The 14,256-nt window shown below is 71.7% G+C and carries 18 protein-coding genes and 1 tRNA gene; 15 read left to right on the forward strand and 4 right to left on the reverse strand.

The window, feature by feature from the left end:
* The first annotated feature begins 33 nt into the window (after positions 1-33).
* Positions 34-321 carry a DUF3039 domain-containing protein gene (locus M3147_RS03175; RefSeq protein ID WP_251202001.1) on the forward strand — a complete coding sequence of 96 codons (288 nt, stop codon included), beginning with the start codon at positions 34-36 and terminating at the stop codon, positions 319-321.
* 30 nt (positions 322-351) lie between these two features.
* Here the strand turns inward: M3147_RS03175 and M3147_RS03180 are convergent, their stop codons facing one another.
* On the reverse strand, positions 352-1,671 hold the full coding sequence (locus M3147_RS03180) for a nicotinate phosphoribosyltransferase (protein WP_251202002.1): 1,320 nt from the start codon (positions 1,669-1,671) through the stop codon (positions 352-354).
* 94 nt (positions 1,672-1,765) lie between these two features.
* On the opposite strand from M3147_RS03180, the gene murI reads away from it, so the two are divergent.
* From murI to M3147_RS03200, 4 genes are all read left to right on the forward strand, one after another.
* Positions 1,766-2,605: a glutamate racemase gene (murI, locus tag M3147_RS03185; RefSeq protein ID WP_251202003.1), complete on the forward strand. Its 840-nt coding sequence runs from the start codon at positions 1,766-1,768 to the stop codon at positions 2,603-2,605.
* Positions 2,602-3,366: a ribonuclease PH gene (gene rph, locus M3147_RS03190; RefSeq protein WP_251202004.1), complete on the forward strand. Its 765-nt coding sequence runs from the start codon at positions 2,602-2,604 to the stop codon at positions 3,364-3,366. The genes murI and rph overlap by 4 nt, the downstream gene beginning before the upstream one ends.
* A complete protein-coding gene (rdgB, locus tag M3147_RS03195) occupies positions 3,363-3,998 on the forward strand; it encodes an RdgB/HAM1 family non-canonical purine NTP pyrophosphatase (RefSeq protein ID WP_251202005.1) in 636 nt (211 codons plus the stop codon). Before rph ends, rdgB begins: the two co-directional genes overlap by 4 nt.
* A gap of 64 nt (positions 3,999-4,062) precedes the next feature.
* Complete coding sequence (locus M3147_RS03200; protein ID WP_251202006.1) at positions 4,063-4,989, forward strand: cation diffusion facilitator family transporter; 927 nt, start codon at positions 4,063-4,065, stop codon at positions 4,987-4,989.
* Positions 4,990-5,157: 168 nt separating this feature from the next.
* Here M3147_RS03200 and M3147_RS03205 read toward each other — a convergent pair whose 3' ends face one another.
* Both M3147_RS03205 and M3147_RS03210 read right to left on the reverse strand, forming a co-directional pair.
* Complete coding sequence (locus M3147_RS03205; protein ID WP_251202007.1) at positions 5,158-5,904, reverse strand: DedA family protein; 747 nt, start codon at positions 5,902-5,904, stop codon at positions 5,158-5,160.
* Between the two features lie 156 nt (positions 5,905-6,060).
* Positions 6,061-6,714 carry a heme oxygenase (biliverdin-producing) gene (locus tag M3147_RS03210; RefSeq protein ID WP_251202008.1) on the reverse strand — a complete coding sequence of 218 codons (654 nt, stop codon included), beginning with the start codon at positions 6,712-6,714 and terminating at the stop codon, positions 6,061-6,063.
* Positions 6,715-6,814: 100 nt separating this feature from the next.
* Between M3147_RS03210 and M3147_RS03215 the strand changes: the two genes are divergently transcribed.
* The 3 genes from M3147_RS03215 to M3147_RS03225 are packed head-to-tail and all read left to right on the forward strand — an operon-like array spanning position 6,815 to position 9,135.
* Positions 6,815-7,684: an LLM class flavin-dependent oxidoreductase gene (locus M3147_RS03215; RefSeq protein WP_251202009.1), complete on the forward strand. Its 870-nt coding sequence runs from the start codon at positions 6,815-6,817 to the stop codon at positions 7,682-7,684.
* Positions 7,685-7,712: 28 nt separating this feature from the next.
* The gene (locus tag M3147_RS03220; protein WP_251202010.1) at positions 7,713-8,357 is read left to right on the forward strand and encodes a hypothetical protein; all 645 of its coding nucleotides are present in this window, start codon (positions 7,713-7,715) and stop codon (positions 8,355-8,357) included.
* A 43-nt stretch (positions 8,358-8,400) separates the two neighbouring features.
* On the forward strand, positions 8,401-9,135 hold the full coding sequence (locus M3147_RS03225; RefSeq protein WP_285873033.1) for a YcnI family copper-binding membrane protein: 735 nt from the start codon (positions 8,401-8,403) through the stop codon (positions 9,133-9,135).
* Between the two features lie 106 nt (positions 9,136-9,241).
* Here M3147_RS03225 and M3147_RS03230 read toward each other — a convergent pair.
* Positions 9,242-9,326, reverse strand: a tRNA-Leu gene (locus M3147_RS03230).
* A gap of 112 nt (positions 9,327-9,438) precedes the next feature.
* On the opposite strand from M3147_RS03230, the gene M3147_RS03235 reads away from it, so the two are divergent.
* The 7 genes from M3147_RS03235 to M3147_RS03265 all read left to right on the forward strand — a co-directional run bounded on the left by M3147_RS03235 (position 9,439) and on the right by M3147_RS03265 (position 14,154).
* Positions 9,439-10,668: a CpaF family protein gene (locus M3147_RS03235; protein WP_251202012.1), complete on the forward strand. Its 1,230-nt coding sequence runs from the start codon at positions 9,439-9,441 to the stop codon at positions 10,666-10,668.
* Positions 10,669-10,703: 35 nt separating this feature from the next.
* Positions 10,704-11,579 (forward strand): type II secretion system F family protein, encoded by an 876-nt coding sequence (locus M3147_RS03240; RefSeq protein WP_251202013.1) that lies wholly within the window; start codon positions 10,704-10,706, stop codon positions 11,577-11,579.
* The gene (locus M3147_RS03245) at positions 11,576-12,499 is read left to right on the forward strand and encodes a type II secretion system F family protein (protein WP_251202014.1); all 924 of its coding nucleotides are present in this window, start codon (positions 11,576-11,578) and stop codon (positions 12,497-12,499) included. Before M3147_RS03240 ends, M3147_RS03245 begins: the two co-directional genes overlap by 4 nt.
* A gap of 72 nt (positions 12,500-12,571) precedes the next feature.
* Positions 12,572-12,748, forward strand: coding sequence for a hypothetical protein (locus tag M3147_RS03250; RefSeq protein ID WP_251202015.1), 177 nt, complete (start codon positions 12,572-12,574; stop codon positions 12,746-12,748).
* Between the two features lie 29 nt (positions 12,749-12,777).
* Positions 12,778-13,179: a TadE/TadG family type IV pilus assembly protein gene (locus M3147_RS03255; RefSeq protein WP_308201042.1), complete on the forward strand. Its 402-nt coding sequence runs from the start codon at positions 12,778-12,780 to the stop codon at positions 13,177-13,179.
* Positions 13,154-13,651, forward strand: a complete 498-nt coding sequence (locus M3147_RS03260) for a hypothetical protein (RefSeq protein WP_251202017.1) — start codon at positions 13,154-13,156, stop codon at positions 13,649-13,651. Before M3147_RS03255 ends, M3147_RS03260 begins: the two co-directional genes overlap by 26 nt.
* On the forward strand, positions 13,648-14,154 hold the full coding sequence (locus M3147_RS03265) for a pilus assembly protein TadG-related protein (protein ID WP_251202018.1): 507 nt from the start codon (positions 13,648-13,650) through the stop codon (positions 14,152-14,154). Before M3147_RS03260 ends, M3147_RS03265 begins: the two co-directional genes overlap by 4 nt.
* Positions 14,155-14,256 lie beyond the last annotated feature (102 nt).

A 14,256-nucleotide genomic window follows, 5' to 3' on the forward strand; every position in this document is an offset into this window, starting at 1 on the left:
CGAGTCCTTCGGAGCGCGCGTAGAATCGAGCGCATGATCCACCCCGTGCGCGCGAGCATCGCCGACCCCGGCCAGCCAGGAGGCGGCACCGACGTCCTCGACCGGGAGCTCGAGAAGCTCCTCGAAGAGGAACTGATCGAGCCCGGCGATCACGAGCGTTTCTCGCACTACGTGCCGAAGGACAAGATCCTCGAGTCCGCGATCACCGGCAAGCCGGTGAAGGCGCTGTGCGGCAAGAAGTGGACCCCGGGCCGCGACCCGGAGAAGTTCCCGGTGTGCCCGGCGTGCAAGGCCATCTACGAGAAGATGCGCGGCAAGTAGGGCTTCGCCGACGACGAGGAGCCGACCGGCTCAGCGGTAGCTCGTCGGGATGACGGCTTCGCCACGACCGAGGCGGAACGCTTCGATCGGCAGCTCCTGCATCACCTCCGCGCGATGCGCGCGCGCCGCCTCGGTGCCCGCCCGACCGGTGTGCGCGGCATCCGCGGCCCCGCCCGACATCAGCTGCACCATGAGCGGTCGCAGCTCGTCGCCGGCCTCGAACTCGGCCTCGCCGGCCGGACCGTCGCCGACGAAGACGAGCTCCTCGCGGGCCGTGCGCGTCGAATCGAGTCGGCGGGCGGCGTTCTTCCGCCCCCCGACGCTGGCCTTCTGCGACGACGCCTTCGCGACGGGGATCCACTCGCCGGCGTCGTCGCGTCGGGCCACCAGTTTGTAGACCATCCCGGCGGCGGGGAACCCGGAGCCGGTCACGACCGAGGTGCCGACCCCGTAGGAGTCCACGGGGGCGCCCGACAGCCCGGCGATCGTGAACTCGTCGAGGTCGCTCGTCACGGTGATCCTGGTGTTCACCGCGCCGAGCGAGTCGAGCTGCTCGCGCACCGCGGCGACGACCGTCGGCAGGTCTCCGGAGTCGATGCGGACGGCGCCGAGCTCGGGGCCCGCGACGGCGACGGCGAGCTCGACGCCCTTCGCGATGTCGTAGGTGTCCACGAGGAGCGTCGTCGACGGGCCGAAGGCGTCGACCTGGGCCCGGAAGGCCTCCTCCTCGGTGTCGTGCAGCAGGGTGAACGCGTGGGCCGCAGTGCCCATCGTCGGGATGCCCCAGGTGCGCCCGGCCTCCAGGTTCGAGGTCGCGTCGAAGCCGGCGATGTACGCGGCGCGTGCGGCGGCGACGGCCGAGCGTTCGTGCGTGCGTCGCGAGCCCATCTCGGCGAGCGGGCGGCCGAGTGCGACGGAGACCATGCGTGCGGCGGCGCTCGCGACCGAGGAGTCGTAGTTCAGGGTCGAGAGCACGAGGGTCTCGAGCATGACCGCCTCGGCGAAGCTCGCCTGGATCGTCAGCAGCGGGGAGCCCGGGAAGTACGCCTCGCCCTCGCGATAGCCCCACACATCGCCCGTGAAGCGGTAGTCGGCCAGCCAGTCGAGCGTCGCCGGCCGCACGACCTCGTGCTCGCGGAGCCACTCGAGCTCGGCGTCCTCGAAGCGGAACCGTTCGATCAGCTCGAGCAGCCGGCCCGTGCCTGCGACGACGCCGTAGCGGCGGCCGTCGGGCAATCGCCTCGCGAAGGCCTCGAAGAGCGACTCCCGGTGGGCGGTGCCGTCGAGGAGGGCGGCATCCACCATGGTGAGTTCGTAGCGGTCGGTGAGGAGCGCAGCTGAGCCGGTCACGAAGGAGAGCCTAGTTGCTCGGGCGGGGGATGCCGAGGCATCCGCCGCCCCGTGGCGCAGCGCCGCCCGCGCCGCTCGCCTAAGCTTGGATCTCGTGACGGAAGCGCCGATCGGGATCTTCGACTCAGGGATCGGCGGGCTCACCGTCGCCCGGGCGGTGAAAGATCAGCTGCCGAACGAGTCGATCCTCTACGTCGGCGATCTCGAGCACTCGCCGTACGGGCCGAAGCCGATCGCCGACGTGCGGCGCTACGCGCTCGCCGTGCTCGACGACCTCGTCGCACAGGGCGTGAAGATGCTCGTCATCGCCTGCAACACCGCGTCGGCCGCGATGCTCCGCGACGCCCGCGAGCGCTACGACGTGCCCGTCGTGGAGGTGATCCAGCCCGCGGTGCGCCGCGCCGTCGCCGCGACGAAGTCCGGCCGGGTCGGGGTCATCGGCACGGCCGGCACCGTGCAGTCCCGTGCCTACGATGACGCCTTCGCCGCCGCGCCGCACTTGCAGCTGTTCAGCCAGGCCTGCCCGCGCTTCGTCGAGTTCGTCGAGGCCGGGGTGACGACCGGCGAGGAGGTGCTCTCGGTCGCCGAGGAGTACCTGGCGCCGCTGAAGCGCGCCGAGATCGACACCCTCGTGCTCGGCTGCACCCACTATCCCTTCCTGAAGGGCGTCATCTCCTACGTCATGGGCGAGGGGGTCACCCTCGTCTCGAGTGACGTCGAGACCGCCAACGACGTGTACCGTGTGCTCGTCTCCACGGGCACCGAGCGGCGGGCGAGCACCCCGCCCACGCATCGCTACGAAGCCACCGGGGAGTCCACGAGCGCCTTCCTCGACCTCGCCAACCGCCTCATCGGCCCGGAGATCCCGAGCGTCGAGCTCGTGCAGACCGGCTCGATCGCCCTGCCGTCCCGTTCCGAATGGAGATCCTCGTGACCGACCCCTCAGCCATCGTCCGCGCCGACGGGCGCACGCCGGACCAGCTCCGCGAGGTGACCATCGAGCGAGGATGGAGCGCGCACGCCGAGGGCAGCGCGCTCATCTCCTTCGGCGGCACGAAGGTGCTCTGCACCGCGAGCTTCACGAACGGGGTGCCGCGCTGGCTCACCGGCAAGGGCACCGGCTGGGTCACGGCCGAATACTCGATGCTGCCGCGCTCGACGAACACCCGGAACGACCGTGAGTCGGTGAAGGGCCGCATCGGCGGGCGCACGCACGAGATCAGCCGGCTCATCGGCCGCAGCCTCCGCGCCGTCATCGACACGAAGGCGCTGGGAGAGAACACCGTCGTCATCGACTGCGACGTGCTGCAGGCCGACGGCGGCACCCGCACCGCCGCGATCACGGGCGCCTACGTCGCCCTCGCCGACGCCGTCGAGTGGGCACGCACGAAGAAGTTCATCGGGCAGAAGTCGACGCCGCTCATCGACACGGTCTCCGCCGTCTCCGTCGGCATCATCGACGGCACGCCCATGCTCGACCTCGCCTACGTCGAGGACGTCCGCGCCGAGACCGACATGAACGTCGTCGCCACCGGCCGCGGCCTCTTCGTGGAGGTGCAGGGCACCGCCGAGGGCGCGCCCTTCGACCGCCGGGAGCTCGATGCGCTCCTCGACCTCGCGCTCGGCGGCAACGCCGATCTCGCCGCCCTCCAGCTCGCCGCGCTCGCTGCGGGCCGCGAGGCGGCCGGCGCGTGAGCGGCACCGACGCGCTCGAGGTCGTGCTCGCGACGCACAACGCGCACAAGGTCGCCGAGTTCCAGCGCATCTTGGGGGAGCGGATGCCGCAGCTCCAGGTGCTCGGCTACGACGGCCCCGAGCCGGTCGAGGACGGCACGAGCTTCGCCGCGAACGCCCTGATCAAGGCGCGCGCCGCCGCCGAGCACACGGGGCGAATCGCGCTCGCCGACGACTCGGGCATCACGGTCGAGGTCATGGGCGGCTCGCCCGGCATCTTCTCGGCCCGGTGGGCGGGCCACGGGGCGGGCGACGAGGCGAACCGCACGTTGCTGCTCGCGCAGCTCGCAGACGTGCGTCGGCCGAACCGTGCGGCCGCGTTCCACTGCACCATCGCGCTCGTGGTGCCGGCCGCGCTCGCCGGCACCGAGGAGCTGGTCGAGGTCGTGGTCGAGGGCACCTGGCCGGGCCAGGTGGCCTACGAGCCGCGCGGATCGCACGGTTTCGGCTACGACCCGGTGTTCGAGCCCGAGGGCCACGAGATCACCGCGGCGGAGCTGCTGCCCGAGCAGAAGAACGCGATCAGCCACCGCGCACGGGCGTTCGAGGCGCTCATCCCGGAGCTCGAACGGCTCGCCGCGACGCTCCGCTGAGAACGCTATTCATTCCCACTTCTATCTTGGGCTGACCAGGGAATTCTCGCCTAAGCTCGAAGTGATGTCACACGATCACTCCCACGACCACGCCCGGGGCGCGAACCGCGCGCGACTCATCATCGCGATCGCGATCATCGGCACCTTCCTCGTCGCCCAGCTCATCGGCGGTCTGCTCAGCGGATCGCTCGCGCTGCTCGCCGATGCCGGGCACATGGCGAGCGATCTGCTCGGCCTCGTCGTCGCCCTGGTCGCGGCGATCGTCGCCGCGAGGCCGGCGACCGACCGGCAGACGTACGGCTTCCGGCGCTTCGAGGTGTTCGGAGCCCTGGTGAACGGGCTGATCCTGCTCGGCGTCTCCGTGACCGTCGCGATCGGCGCCATCGGCCGGCTGATCTCGGGCGCCGAGGGCGAGGCGCACGAGGTGCAGGGCGGGCTCATGCTCGTCGTCGCGATCCTCGGCCTCGCGGCGAACATCGCGGCGATGCTCGTGCTCCGCGGCGGGGCCAAGGACTCGATCAACCTGCGGGGCGCCTACCTCGAGGTCCTCGGTGACACGATCGGCTCGGCGCTCGTCATCATCGCCGCGGTCGTCATCCTGCTGACCGGTTGGAACGCCGCCGACCCGATCGCCTCGCTCGCGATCGCGGCGCTCATCATCCCGCGGGCGTTCATCCTGCTGCGCGACGTCGCGCACGTGCTGAGCGAGTCGGCGCCGGCAGATACCGACGTGGCCGAGATCCGCGAGCACATCCTCCGCACGCGCGGCGTCGTCGCCGTCCACGACGTGCACGTCTGGCAGATCACCTCGGGCCAGCCGGTGTTCACGGCGCACGTCGAGGTCGAGCCCGAGGTGTTCGCGTCGGGGCGCACGGGGGAGCTGCTCGATGAGCTCGGCGGATGCCTCACCGCGCACTTCGACGTGGCGCACTCCACCTTCCAGCTGGAACCCGCGGGACGGGCCGAGCAGGAGCAGGGCTCCCACCGCTGATCGGCGGGTGCCCGCGCGCCCGCCGCCCGCATCCGCGCTTCCCGCGCCCGCGCCCCGCGCCCCGCGCCCGCGTCGAGGGGGTCTATTTCCGACAGGTCCTCCCGGAGGTACCGCCGTCGGTGTCGGAATCCGACCCTCTCGAGCCGGTGGTGCGGCAGGTGCCTCGGGCTATTGCTCTTCGTGACGCGGGCCGCGCTCGAAGACGTCCTGGTCCAGCACGAGGTGCTCCGCCTCCTGCTCGTCGGTCACCACGTCCTCGCCGGCCGCTGCGGCGCGCTTCGCCTTGTGGGCGGACTGGAAGTAGTGCCAGAGCGTCGGGATGAGGGTGAGCACGACGGCACCGATGAGGATCACGTCGATGTAGCTCTGCACGAAGTCCGCGACCGGCGGGATGTAGCCGATCAGGAAGCCGAAGTACGTCAGGCCCACGCCCCAGATGAGCGCACCGATGAGGTTGTAGAGCGTGTACTTGCGGTAGTTCATGTGCCCGACGCCCGCCGCGACGGGCGTGAAGGTCCGCACGATCGGGACGAACCGGGCGAGGATGACCGCGAGCGCGCCGAAGCGGTCGAAGAACGCGTTCGTGCGTTCGACGTTCTTGACGCTGAACAACCCCGACTCTTTCCGTTCGAAGATGCGTGGGCCGAACTTGTGGCCGATCAAGTACCCGACTTCTCCGCCGAGGAATGCCGCGAGCCCGATCGCGAGGCAGACCCACCAGATGTCAACGCCGAAGACGAGGCTCGTGTGGGTGAGGAGCCCGGAGATGATCAGCAGGGTGTCGCCCGGCAGCAGGAAGCCGACGAGCAAGCCGGTCTCTGCGAATACGATCAGGCACACGACGACGAGCGCCCAGGGGCCGGCCGCGGAGATGATGTTCTCCGGGTCGAGCCAGGGGATGAGTGCGGTGTTCATCACGGGAAAGCTCCAGTCGTCGGGCACGGGTCGAGGTGCCGCGGCGTGCAGTGTCGATGCAGTCTACCCACGCGAACACCCGGCCAGCCGGGTGTGGGGTGGGAAATCATCCCGTCGTAGGGGTGCGGGATCATCCCGTCGTATGACGGGCCCGGATCACGCGTCGAGGGCCTCGAAGATCGCGCCGTTGAACCGGAAGGATGCGCGCACCTCGTCGATGAGGGCGTCGACCTCTTCGGCCGTGAGCCCGAGCTCGTTCATCGCGGTGCGGTAGCGGCGCTTGTACTGCACCGGGCCGCCCTCGAGGTCGAAGGCGTAGAAGCCGAGCTGCTCCGACGTCGCACCGTAGTGCCGGGCGACGAGCGCGGCGATCGCCTGGCCGCCGGAGAGGTCGCCGAGGTAGCGCGTGTAGTGATGCGCCAAGTACCGCACGTCGTCGTCGGCGAGCCCGCGCAGGTGCGTCGCGTACTCCGCGGTGGCGGGGAGTGCGGGATGCGTCTCGCGCCAGTCCGGGGCGCCGAGCGCGGCGAGGTCGGCGTCGATGGCCGCCATGCGGGCGAGGGCGGGGTCGAAGACGTCCGGGTCGTCGGTGCGAGCGCCGCGGGCCTCGAGCGCCTCGTAGATCCAGGCGAGCTGGGCCAGGTAGCGCGTGTAGTCGTCGAGCGAGCGCTCGCCGCGCATCAGTTCCACGATGAAGCCGCGGGTCTCGGTCGCGCGGTGGTCGTCGGCCGAGGCGGCGCGGACGAGGGCGGCGACGTCGAGAGGTTCGGCGGCGGTCTCGCGGTCGATGACGGGCGGAGCAGTCGACATGGTGACCCTCGGGTTTCTCGAAAGGATAGGCAAGGGTTACCTTACCGTGCGCAACTCGGCATCGCATCCGAATGTCGGTCGGGCGGGGTAGCTTCGCCGCATGCGCTACGGATTCATCTTTCCCGGCACCGATCCCGAGCTCGCGGTCGAGCTGGCCGAACTGGCAGAGCAGCACGGTTGGAACGGCTTCTTCGTGTGGGAGGGCATCTGGGCGCCCGACCCGTGGTCGATCCTCGCTGCGGCCGCGGTGCGCACCTCGACGATCCGGCTCGGCACGATGCTGACGCCCGTCCCTCGGCGCCGGCCGTGGGAGCTCGCGGGGCAGACCATGACCGTCGATCGGCTCTCGAGGGGGCGCGTGGTGCTCTCCGCCGGGCTCGGCGTGCCCGAGGAAGTCGAGGGGCGTTTCTGGATCTTCGAGCACGACCCCGGCCGCCGAGTGCGGGCCGAGCAGCTCGACGAGACGCTCGAGCTGCTGCCGAAGCTCTGGCGGGGCGAACCCTTCGCCTACGAGGGGCGGCACTTCACGGTCCGCCGCACCGATGAGATGCTGCCGCCGCCCACCGTGCAGCAGCCCGGCGTGCCGATCTGGGCCGTCGGCCTCTGGCCCAGCACGAAGTCGATGCGCCGAGTGGCCCGGCTCGACGGCTGGCTGCCGAACTACGCGCCGCCGGGGGAGGGCGTGGCCGGCCCTGAAACGCAGCAGCAGGTCTTCACTCCGGAGATCGGCCGAGAGGCCTACGAGTGGCTGCTCGCCGAGCGCGAGCGCCTGGGTCTCGCCGAGCGACCGTTCGACTGGGTGCAGGAGGGCACCACGGGCGGGCTCGATCCGGCGGCGGATGCCGCGGTCGTGCAACCGTGGGCCGAGGCCGGGGCGAGCTGGTGGCTCGACACCGACTGGTCGGTCCCGGCCGAGCAGATCGAGACGTACGCGCGAGCGCGCATCGCCGCGGGCCCGCCGATGAGCTGACCGAGCAGCGCGCGGGCGACTAGGCTCGATGATCGTGCACCATGCGCGCGCCGCCCGCACCACGCGGGGACTCCTGGTCGCGTCCTCGTCGACCCTGCTCGCGTCGCTCGCGCACACGATCGGTGGCGGGAGTCCGCCCGGCTTCGTCGCGCTCGCGGTCGCTCTTGCCTTCTCGGTGCCGTTCGGCATCCTGATGGTGGGCCGCGGTGCGCGCTGGCCCGGTGCCGCCCTCGCTGCCGTGGTGGCGCAGCTCGCGCTGCACGCCACGTTCTCGCTTTCGGCGGGCAGCTCCCCGAGCGGACTCGCGGCGGGCGCCGACCCGCACGCGCTGCATGCATCGGCGGGCCCGGTCAGCCGAGAGGCCTGGCTCGCCGTCGCGGGCACCGGGCAGCCCGGACACAGCGAGCACTTCGGCGCGGCCATGCCGGTCGCGCACCTCGTTGCAGCCCTGCTCGCGGTCGCGAGCATTGCACTGGCCGACCGTACGGTGAGGGCACTCGCCCGGGCGGCGCGCGGCATCCTCGTCGCGGTCGAGCTGTTCCTCGTCCCGCTCACCGAAGCGCCAGCAATCGTCGCGCGAGTGGCGGACCGCCCCGTCCGGGTGTCGGCGCTGCGGCGGCTCGCGCAGGTCCTCGTGCGACGCGGGCCACCGTGCGGAGTAGGCGCCGCCTGAGCGGCGCAGGCCTCCACATTCCACTTCGCACGAAAGCATGAACATGACCACGAAGACCCACGTCCGCCCTGCCCTCGTGACGGCCGCCGCCCTCGGCGCCGGCGCCGTGATCGCCCTCGGCGCCCCGCTCGCCGCGAGCGCCCATGTCGGCGTCGACTCCACCTCGACCGCCGCCGGCGCGTACACGGTGCTGAGCTTCGGCATCCCGCACGGCTGCGGCACGAGCCCGACCACCAAGCTCACCTTCACGATGCCCGATGGCATCGACCGGGTGACCCCGACCGTCAACGCCGGATGGACGATCGGCACGATCGTCGAGAAGCTGCCCGAGCCGAAGATCGACTCGCACGGCGCGAGCGTCGTCGACCGGGTCGCGCAGGTCGTCTACACCGCGACGACGCCGCTGCCCGCCGAACTCCGGGACGTCATCGAACTCTCGCTCCAACTGCCCGCCGACGCCGAGGGCGAGACCCTCGCCTTCCCGGTGCTGCAGGAGTGCGCCGAGGGCTCGACCGACTGGAGCGAGCCTGCCGCCGAGGGTGAGGAGGAGCCGGAGCACCCGGCGCCTTCGATCACCGTCACCGCGGCGGAGGAGGGCGGCCACCACGGCGCCGCGGCTCCGGAGCACGGCGAGGGGCACGAGGCGAGCGACGCCGCCGCGAGCGACGACGGCACCGCGCGGGCGATCGGCGTGACCGGCATCGCCGTCGGCGTGCTCGGACTCGGCGCCGCGATCGCGGCGCTCGTGCTCGGGCGGCGCTCCCGCAAGGCGGAGTAGCGCTCAGGCCGCGCCCGGCCGGTCGGCATCGACCGGTCGGGCGTGGTCACGTGTGACGCCAACGCGGAGCAGCGGGCGAGCGTGCCTTCCACCACCAGGTGGACCGTGGTGCGGAAGGAGGGACTCGAACCCTCACGCCCGAAGGCACAGGAACCTAAATCCTGCGTGTCTACCGGTTTCACCACTCCCGCGAGTGCCCGACCAGTCTAGGTGCGTGGGCGCCTCGCGCAGCAGCGGGGGGCCCGATGATCGGCGTGTGGATAACTCTGCGCCTCCTTGCCCGCCGGTCTGGAGGATGAAGGCATGCCAGATGCCGTCCGCACCCTCTCCCAGTTCGTCCGGGAGCGCGCGATCCGTGAAGGGGTCGATCTATCCGCCGATCCGATCGCTGCGGACCGCGTTGCCCGAGCGGAGGTTCGCCGGTTCGGTGAGCGCGCTTTGGCGAGCGGCGGCGAGCCGATCGGCGACGAGCGGGCGGCCACGAGCGAGGTCCTGGCCGAGCTCACCGGCTTCGGCCCGCTGCAGCCCTACTTCGACGATCCCGAGGTCGAGGAGATCTGGATCAACGGACCCGACCGGGTGTTCATCGCCCGGAACGGGGTCGCGGAGCGCATCCCGTCGCCCCTCTCCGAGCGCGAGGTGCGCGAGCTCGTCGAGCGCATGCTCCGGCCCTCGGGGCGGCGGCTCGACCTGTCGCAGCCCTTCGTCGATGCCGCGCTGCCCGATGGTTCCCGGCTGCACGTCGCCATTCCCGAGGTGACGCGCGCCTGGTCGGTCAACGTGCGCAAGTTCCGTCGGGGACTCCACTCGCTCTCCGCGCTCGTCGGCCTCGGCGCCCTGAGCCGCGAGGCGGCCGAGTTCCTGCGCATGGCGGTGCTCGCCGGCGCGAACCTCCTCGTGTCCGGCGCGACCCACACCGGCAAGACGACGCTCCTCAATGCGCTCGGGTCCTGCGTGCGGTCCGGCGACCGGGTCATCACGGTCGAGGAGACCTTCGAGCTCGACATCCAGGCGGGCGACCTCGTCGCGATGCAGTGTCGTCCGCCCAATCTCGAGGGTGCCGGTGAGATCACCCTCCGCCGCCTCGTCAAGGAGTCGCTGCGGATGCGACCCGACCGCTTGGTCGTCGGCGAGGTGCGCGACGCGGAGAGCCTCGATCTGCTCATCGCGCTGAACTCCGGCATCGCGGGCATGTGCACGCTGCACGCCAACTCCGCGCGCGACGCGCTCATGAAGCTGTGCACCTTGCCACTGCTGGCCGGCCGCAACATCGACGCGGGCTTCGTGGTTCCGACCGTCGCCGCCTGCGTCGACCTCGTCGTCCAGCTGGGCATCGATCGGCGCGGGCGGCGGCGTGTCCTCGAGATCGTCGCGACCACCGGTGAGCACGGCGCGGCCACGATCGAGACCGTGCCCCTGTTCCGACGGGTCGACGATGAACTGCAGCTCACGGGCGAGCGGATGCCTCGCCTCGAGAAGTTCCGCGCAGCCGGCCTCGATCCCGTCATCGTCCTCGGCGGCGCCGCCGCATGAGTGTGTTCGATCTGCCCGTGTTTCCGGTGAGTGCCTTGCCCGTCAGCGCACTGCTCGGAATCTCGCTGGGGGCCGGCCTGCTGCTCGTCGCCGCACCGTGGGTCTGGCCCCGGGCCGCCTCGACCGCCCGCGGGGGAGCGCCCTCGGCTGCGCTGGTCCGCGTCCATGACGAGCTCGTGCTCGCGGGACTGGCCCGCGTGCCGCTCGCCGTGGTGGTCACCGCAAGCGTGTGCACTGCGTTGCTCTGCGGGGCACTCGCACTCGGCCTGTTCGCCGTTCCGTCGCTCGCCGCGGCCGCGGCCGTGCTCGGAGCGCTGTTCATCCCGATGATGATCCGTCGACGTGCCAACGACCAGCGGGCCGAGTACCGAACGCTCTGGCCCGATGTCGTCGATCATCTGCTGGCCTCCGTGCGCGCGGGACGTTCCCTTCCTGAAGCGCTCGCGGAGCTCGCTCGACGTGGCCCTGCCGGAGTCCGCAGCGCCTTCGCGTCGTTTGCAGACGGGTACGCGCGCACGGGCGATTTCGCGGGCGAGCTCGACCGGCTGAAGCACCTGCTCGCCGACCCGACGTCCGATCGGCTCCTGGAAGCAGTCCGGATGGCCCGTGAAGTCGGCGGCACCGAGCTCCCGCACGTGCTGCGCACGCTGTCGGGCTCCCTCCGCGAGGAGGGGGCGGTCCGGGCCGAGGTGCACGCGCGCCAGTCCTGGTTGCGCAACGCGGCGAGGTTGGGCTCCGCCGCCCCGTGGCTGCTCCTCGCCGTCCTTGCCACACGGCCCGAGGCGATCCGCGCCTACGACTCGGCGGCCGGAACCGCGGTCATCGTCGGAGGCCTCGCGGTGACGGTCCTCGCGTACCGACTGATGCTCGGAATCGGGCGGCTCCGCCCGGAACGGCGGTGGTTCCGGTGACCCCGTTCGTGTTCGCTGCTGGCCTGCTCCTCGGCATCGGCCTGTGGCTGCTGCTCGTCAGCGCGCCACGGTTCGGTCGACGATCGCTCGTCGAACGGGTCGCGCCGTTCGTGACGGACGTCTCGACCGAAGCTCGCGCGGTGCTCGAACGCCGCACGAGCGATCCCGGCCAGGTGTTCGCTGCGGTGCTCCAGCCCTGGAGCACCCGCCTACGGCGGGTTCCGATGCTGTTGGCCGGCAACCAGACGGTCGCGCTGCGCCTGCGGCAGGCGGGCTGGCGTCGCAGTGTCGAACGGTTCCGCCTCGAGCAAGTGAGCTGTGCGGCAGTGGTCGCCGGTGCGACCGCCGTGGTGCTCCTGGTGCTGCCGACGGCGAGCGCCGCTCCTGTCATCACGGTGGTCGGCCCAGTCGTGAGCGGATTCGCCGTATCGGCGCTCTCCGAGCTGGTGCTCCAGCGCGCCGCCCGGCAGCGACTGGCCCGTATCGATGACGAGCTGCCGACCGTGCTCGAATTCCTGACGCTCAGCCTGACCGCGGGCGAATCGCTGCTCGACGCCGTACGCCGCGTCGCCCGATCGGCTGGCGGGGAGCTCAGTGGCGAGTTCGGGCGCGCCGTCGCTGCTGCAGGGGCCGGGGCGCCGCTCGACGAGGCGCTCGGAGGGATGCGGGACCGGCTCGCGCATCCGCCGGTGACCCGCGCGCTCGACCAGGTGATCGGGGCCGTCGAGCGCGGGGCTCCGCTCTCGACCGTGCTCCGCGCTCAAGCGGCCGATGCGCGAGAGGCGGCGAAGCGTCGACTCATCGAGTCGGCCGGTCGCAAGGAGATCGCGATGCTGGTCCCGCTCGTGTTTCTCATCCTTCCGGTGACCGTGGTGTTCGGGTTGTTCCCCGGATACCTGGTCCTGCAGGCGGGGTTCTGAGCGTGGCGCTCGACCGCGGCGACGATGAGGCAACCAGATACAGCATGACCGAGGAGAGGGAACACTATGGAGATGAACCGGATGCTGCGCCGAGTCGCAACGGTCCGCGAGGACGAGCGCGGCGACGTGCCCGGGTGGGTGCTTATCACCCTCATGACCGCCGGTCTCGTGGCGGTGATCTGGGCGCTCGCCGGGCCGGCACTCGGCGGCATGTTCGAGCAGGCGATCGAACGAGTGAGCGGGCTCTGAGCCGCGGAGCCCGACTCAGCGGTCCCGTGGTGGCCGTCCGGCGCCAGTCGCGGCCCCGCGACGAGCGAGGCTCGGCGGTCGCCGAGTTCGCGATGGTCGCGATGCTGCTGACGCTATTGGCACTCGGGGTGATCCAATTGGCGCTCGCGCTGCACGTGCGCAATACGGTGCTCGACGCCGCCGCCGAGGGGGCGAGGTTCGCCGCGCTCGCCGGGGTGGCTCCCGAAGCAGGCGCGGCCCGCACGCGCGAGCTCATCAGCACGGCCGTCGGCGCGGGGTACGCCACCGAGATCGAGCAATCCCGTGTCGATCGCGACGGCGTCGAGCTCGTTCGTGTCACGGTCCGCGCGGCGCTTCCGGTGCTCGGCCTGTTCGGGCCCCCGGCGAGCTTGGAGGTGTCCGGGCATGCCGTGCGCGAGGCAGTCGGGTGAACGCTCGGAGCGGGTGCCGCGCGGTGTCGGCCGTGAGCGGGAACGGGGGTCCGCCTCACTCGAATTCCTCGGTGCCGCGCTGCTGCTCATGCTGCCGGTCGTGTATCTCGTGCTGGCGCTCGGTGAGCTGCAGGCGGCGAGCTTCGCGGCCGAAGGCGCCGCGCGGCACGGCGCCCGCGTCGCGGTGCAGGCGAGCGACGAGTCGGAGGTGCGTCGTTCGACTGCGACGGCGATCGAGCTCGTGCTCGACGACTTCGGACGGGAGAACGACGAACGCCGGATCGGGCTGGACTGCGGTGGTGCGCACTGCGTCACGCCGGGCGCGAGGGTCCGGGTGACGGTGCAGCTCCAGGTGCCGCTGCCCTTCGCGCCGCGGGTGCTCGGGCTCGACCGTGTCCTCGTGGTGCCCGTCGAAGCCAGCGCCGTGCAGACCGTGTCGCACTGGCGTGCGCCGGTGGAGGCGGGGGAGTGAGCCCGCACGACGGCACCCGGGCCGGCGCCCGCCCGCCCGGTCGGCGGCCCGGTCCGCCACCGTGGCCGCGACCGACGGGCGAACGGGGCTCCACCCTGCCGCTGGTGGTCGGCTTCGCCCTGCTCGCGCTCGCCGTCGTGTTGGCGGTCGTCTCGGCGAGCTCGCTCTACCTCGAACGGAAGCGTCTGCTCGCTCTCGCGGACGGCGCCGCGCTCGCCGCCGCCGATGCGTGGGCGGTCGCGGACGCCGTCGCCGACGGAGACGGGGTGCGGGTCGCTGCGGAGCACCGGGCGATGGACCGCGCCGCCGCCGACTATCTGGCCGAGGTCGCGCCGGCCGAAGCTGAGCTCGTGGCCGTCGAGTCGAACGACGGAGCCAGTGCGACGGTGCAGCTCCGCGGAGTATGGCGGGCACCGGTGAGCGTCGACTGGCTCCCGATCGAGGTCGAGCTCGCGGTGCAATCGACGGCTCGCTCGGTGTTCACCGTGCCGGCCGACCGATGACCGCTCGGTCCGCGCGGCCCATAGCCGCTCGGTCCGCGCGGCCGACCGATCACCGCTCGGTCCGCGCGGCCCATGACCGCTCGGTCGGCGCGGCCGACCCAT

The organism is Agromyces mediolanus (assembly GCF_023715325.1).
GTDB classification, from domain to species: Bacteria; Actinomycetota; Actinomycetes; order Actinomycetales; family Microbacteriaceae; genus Agromyces; species Agromyces mediolanus_A.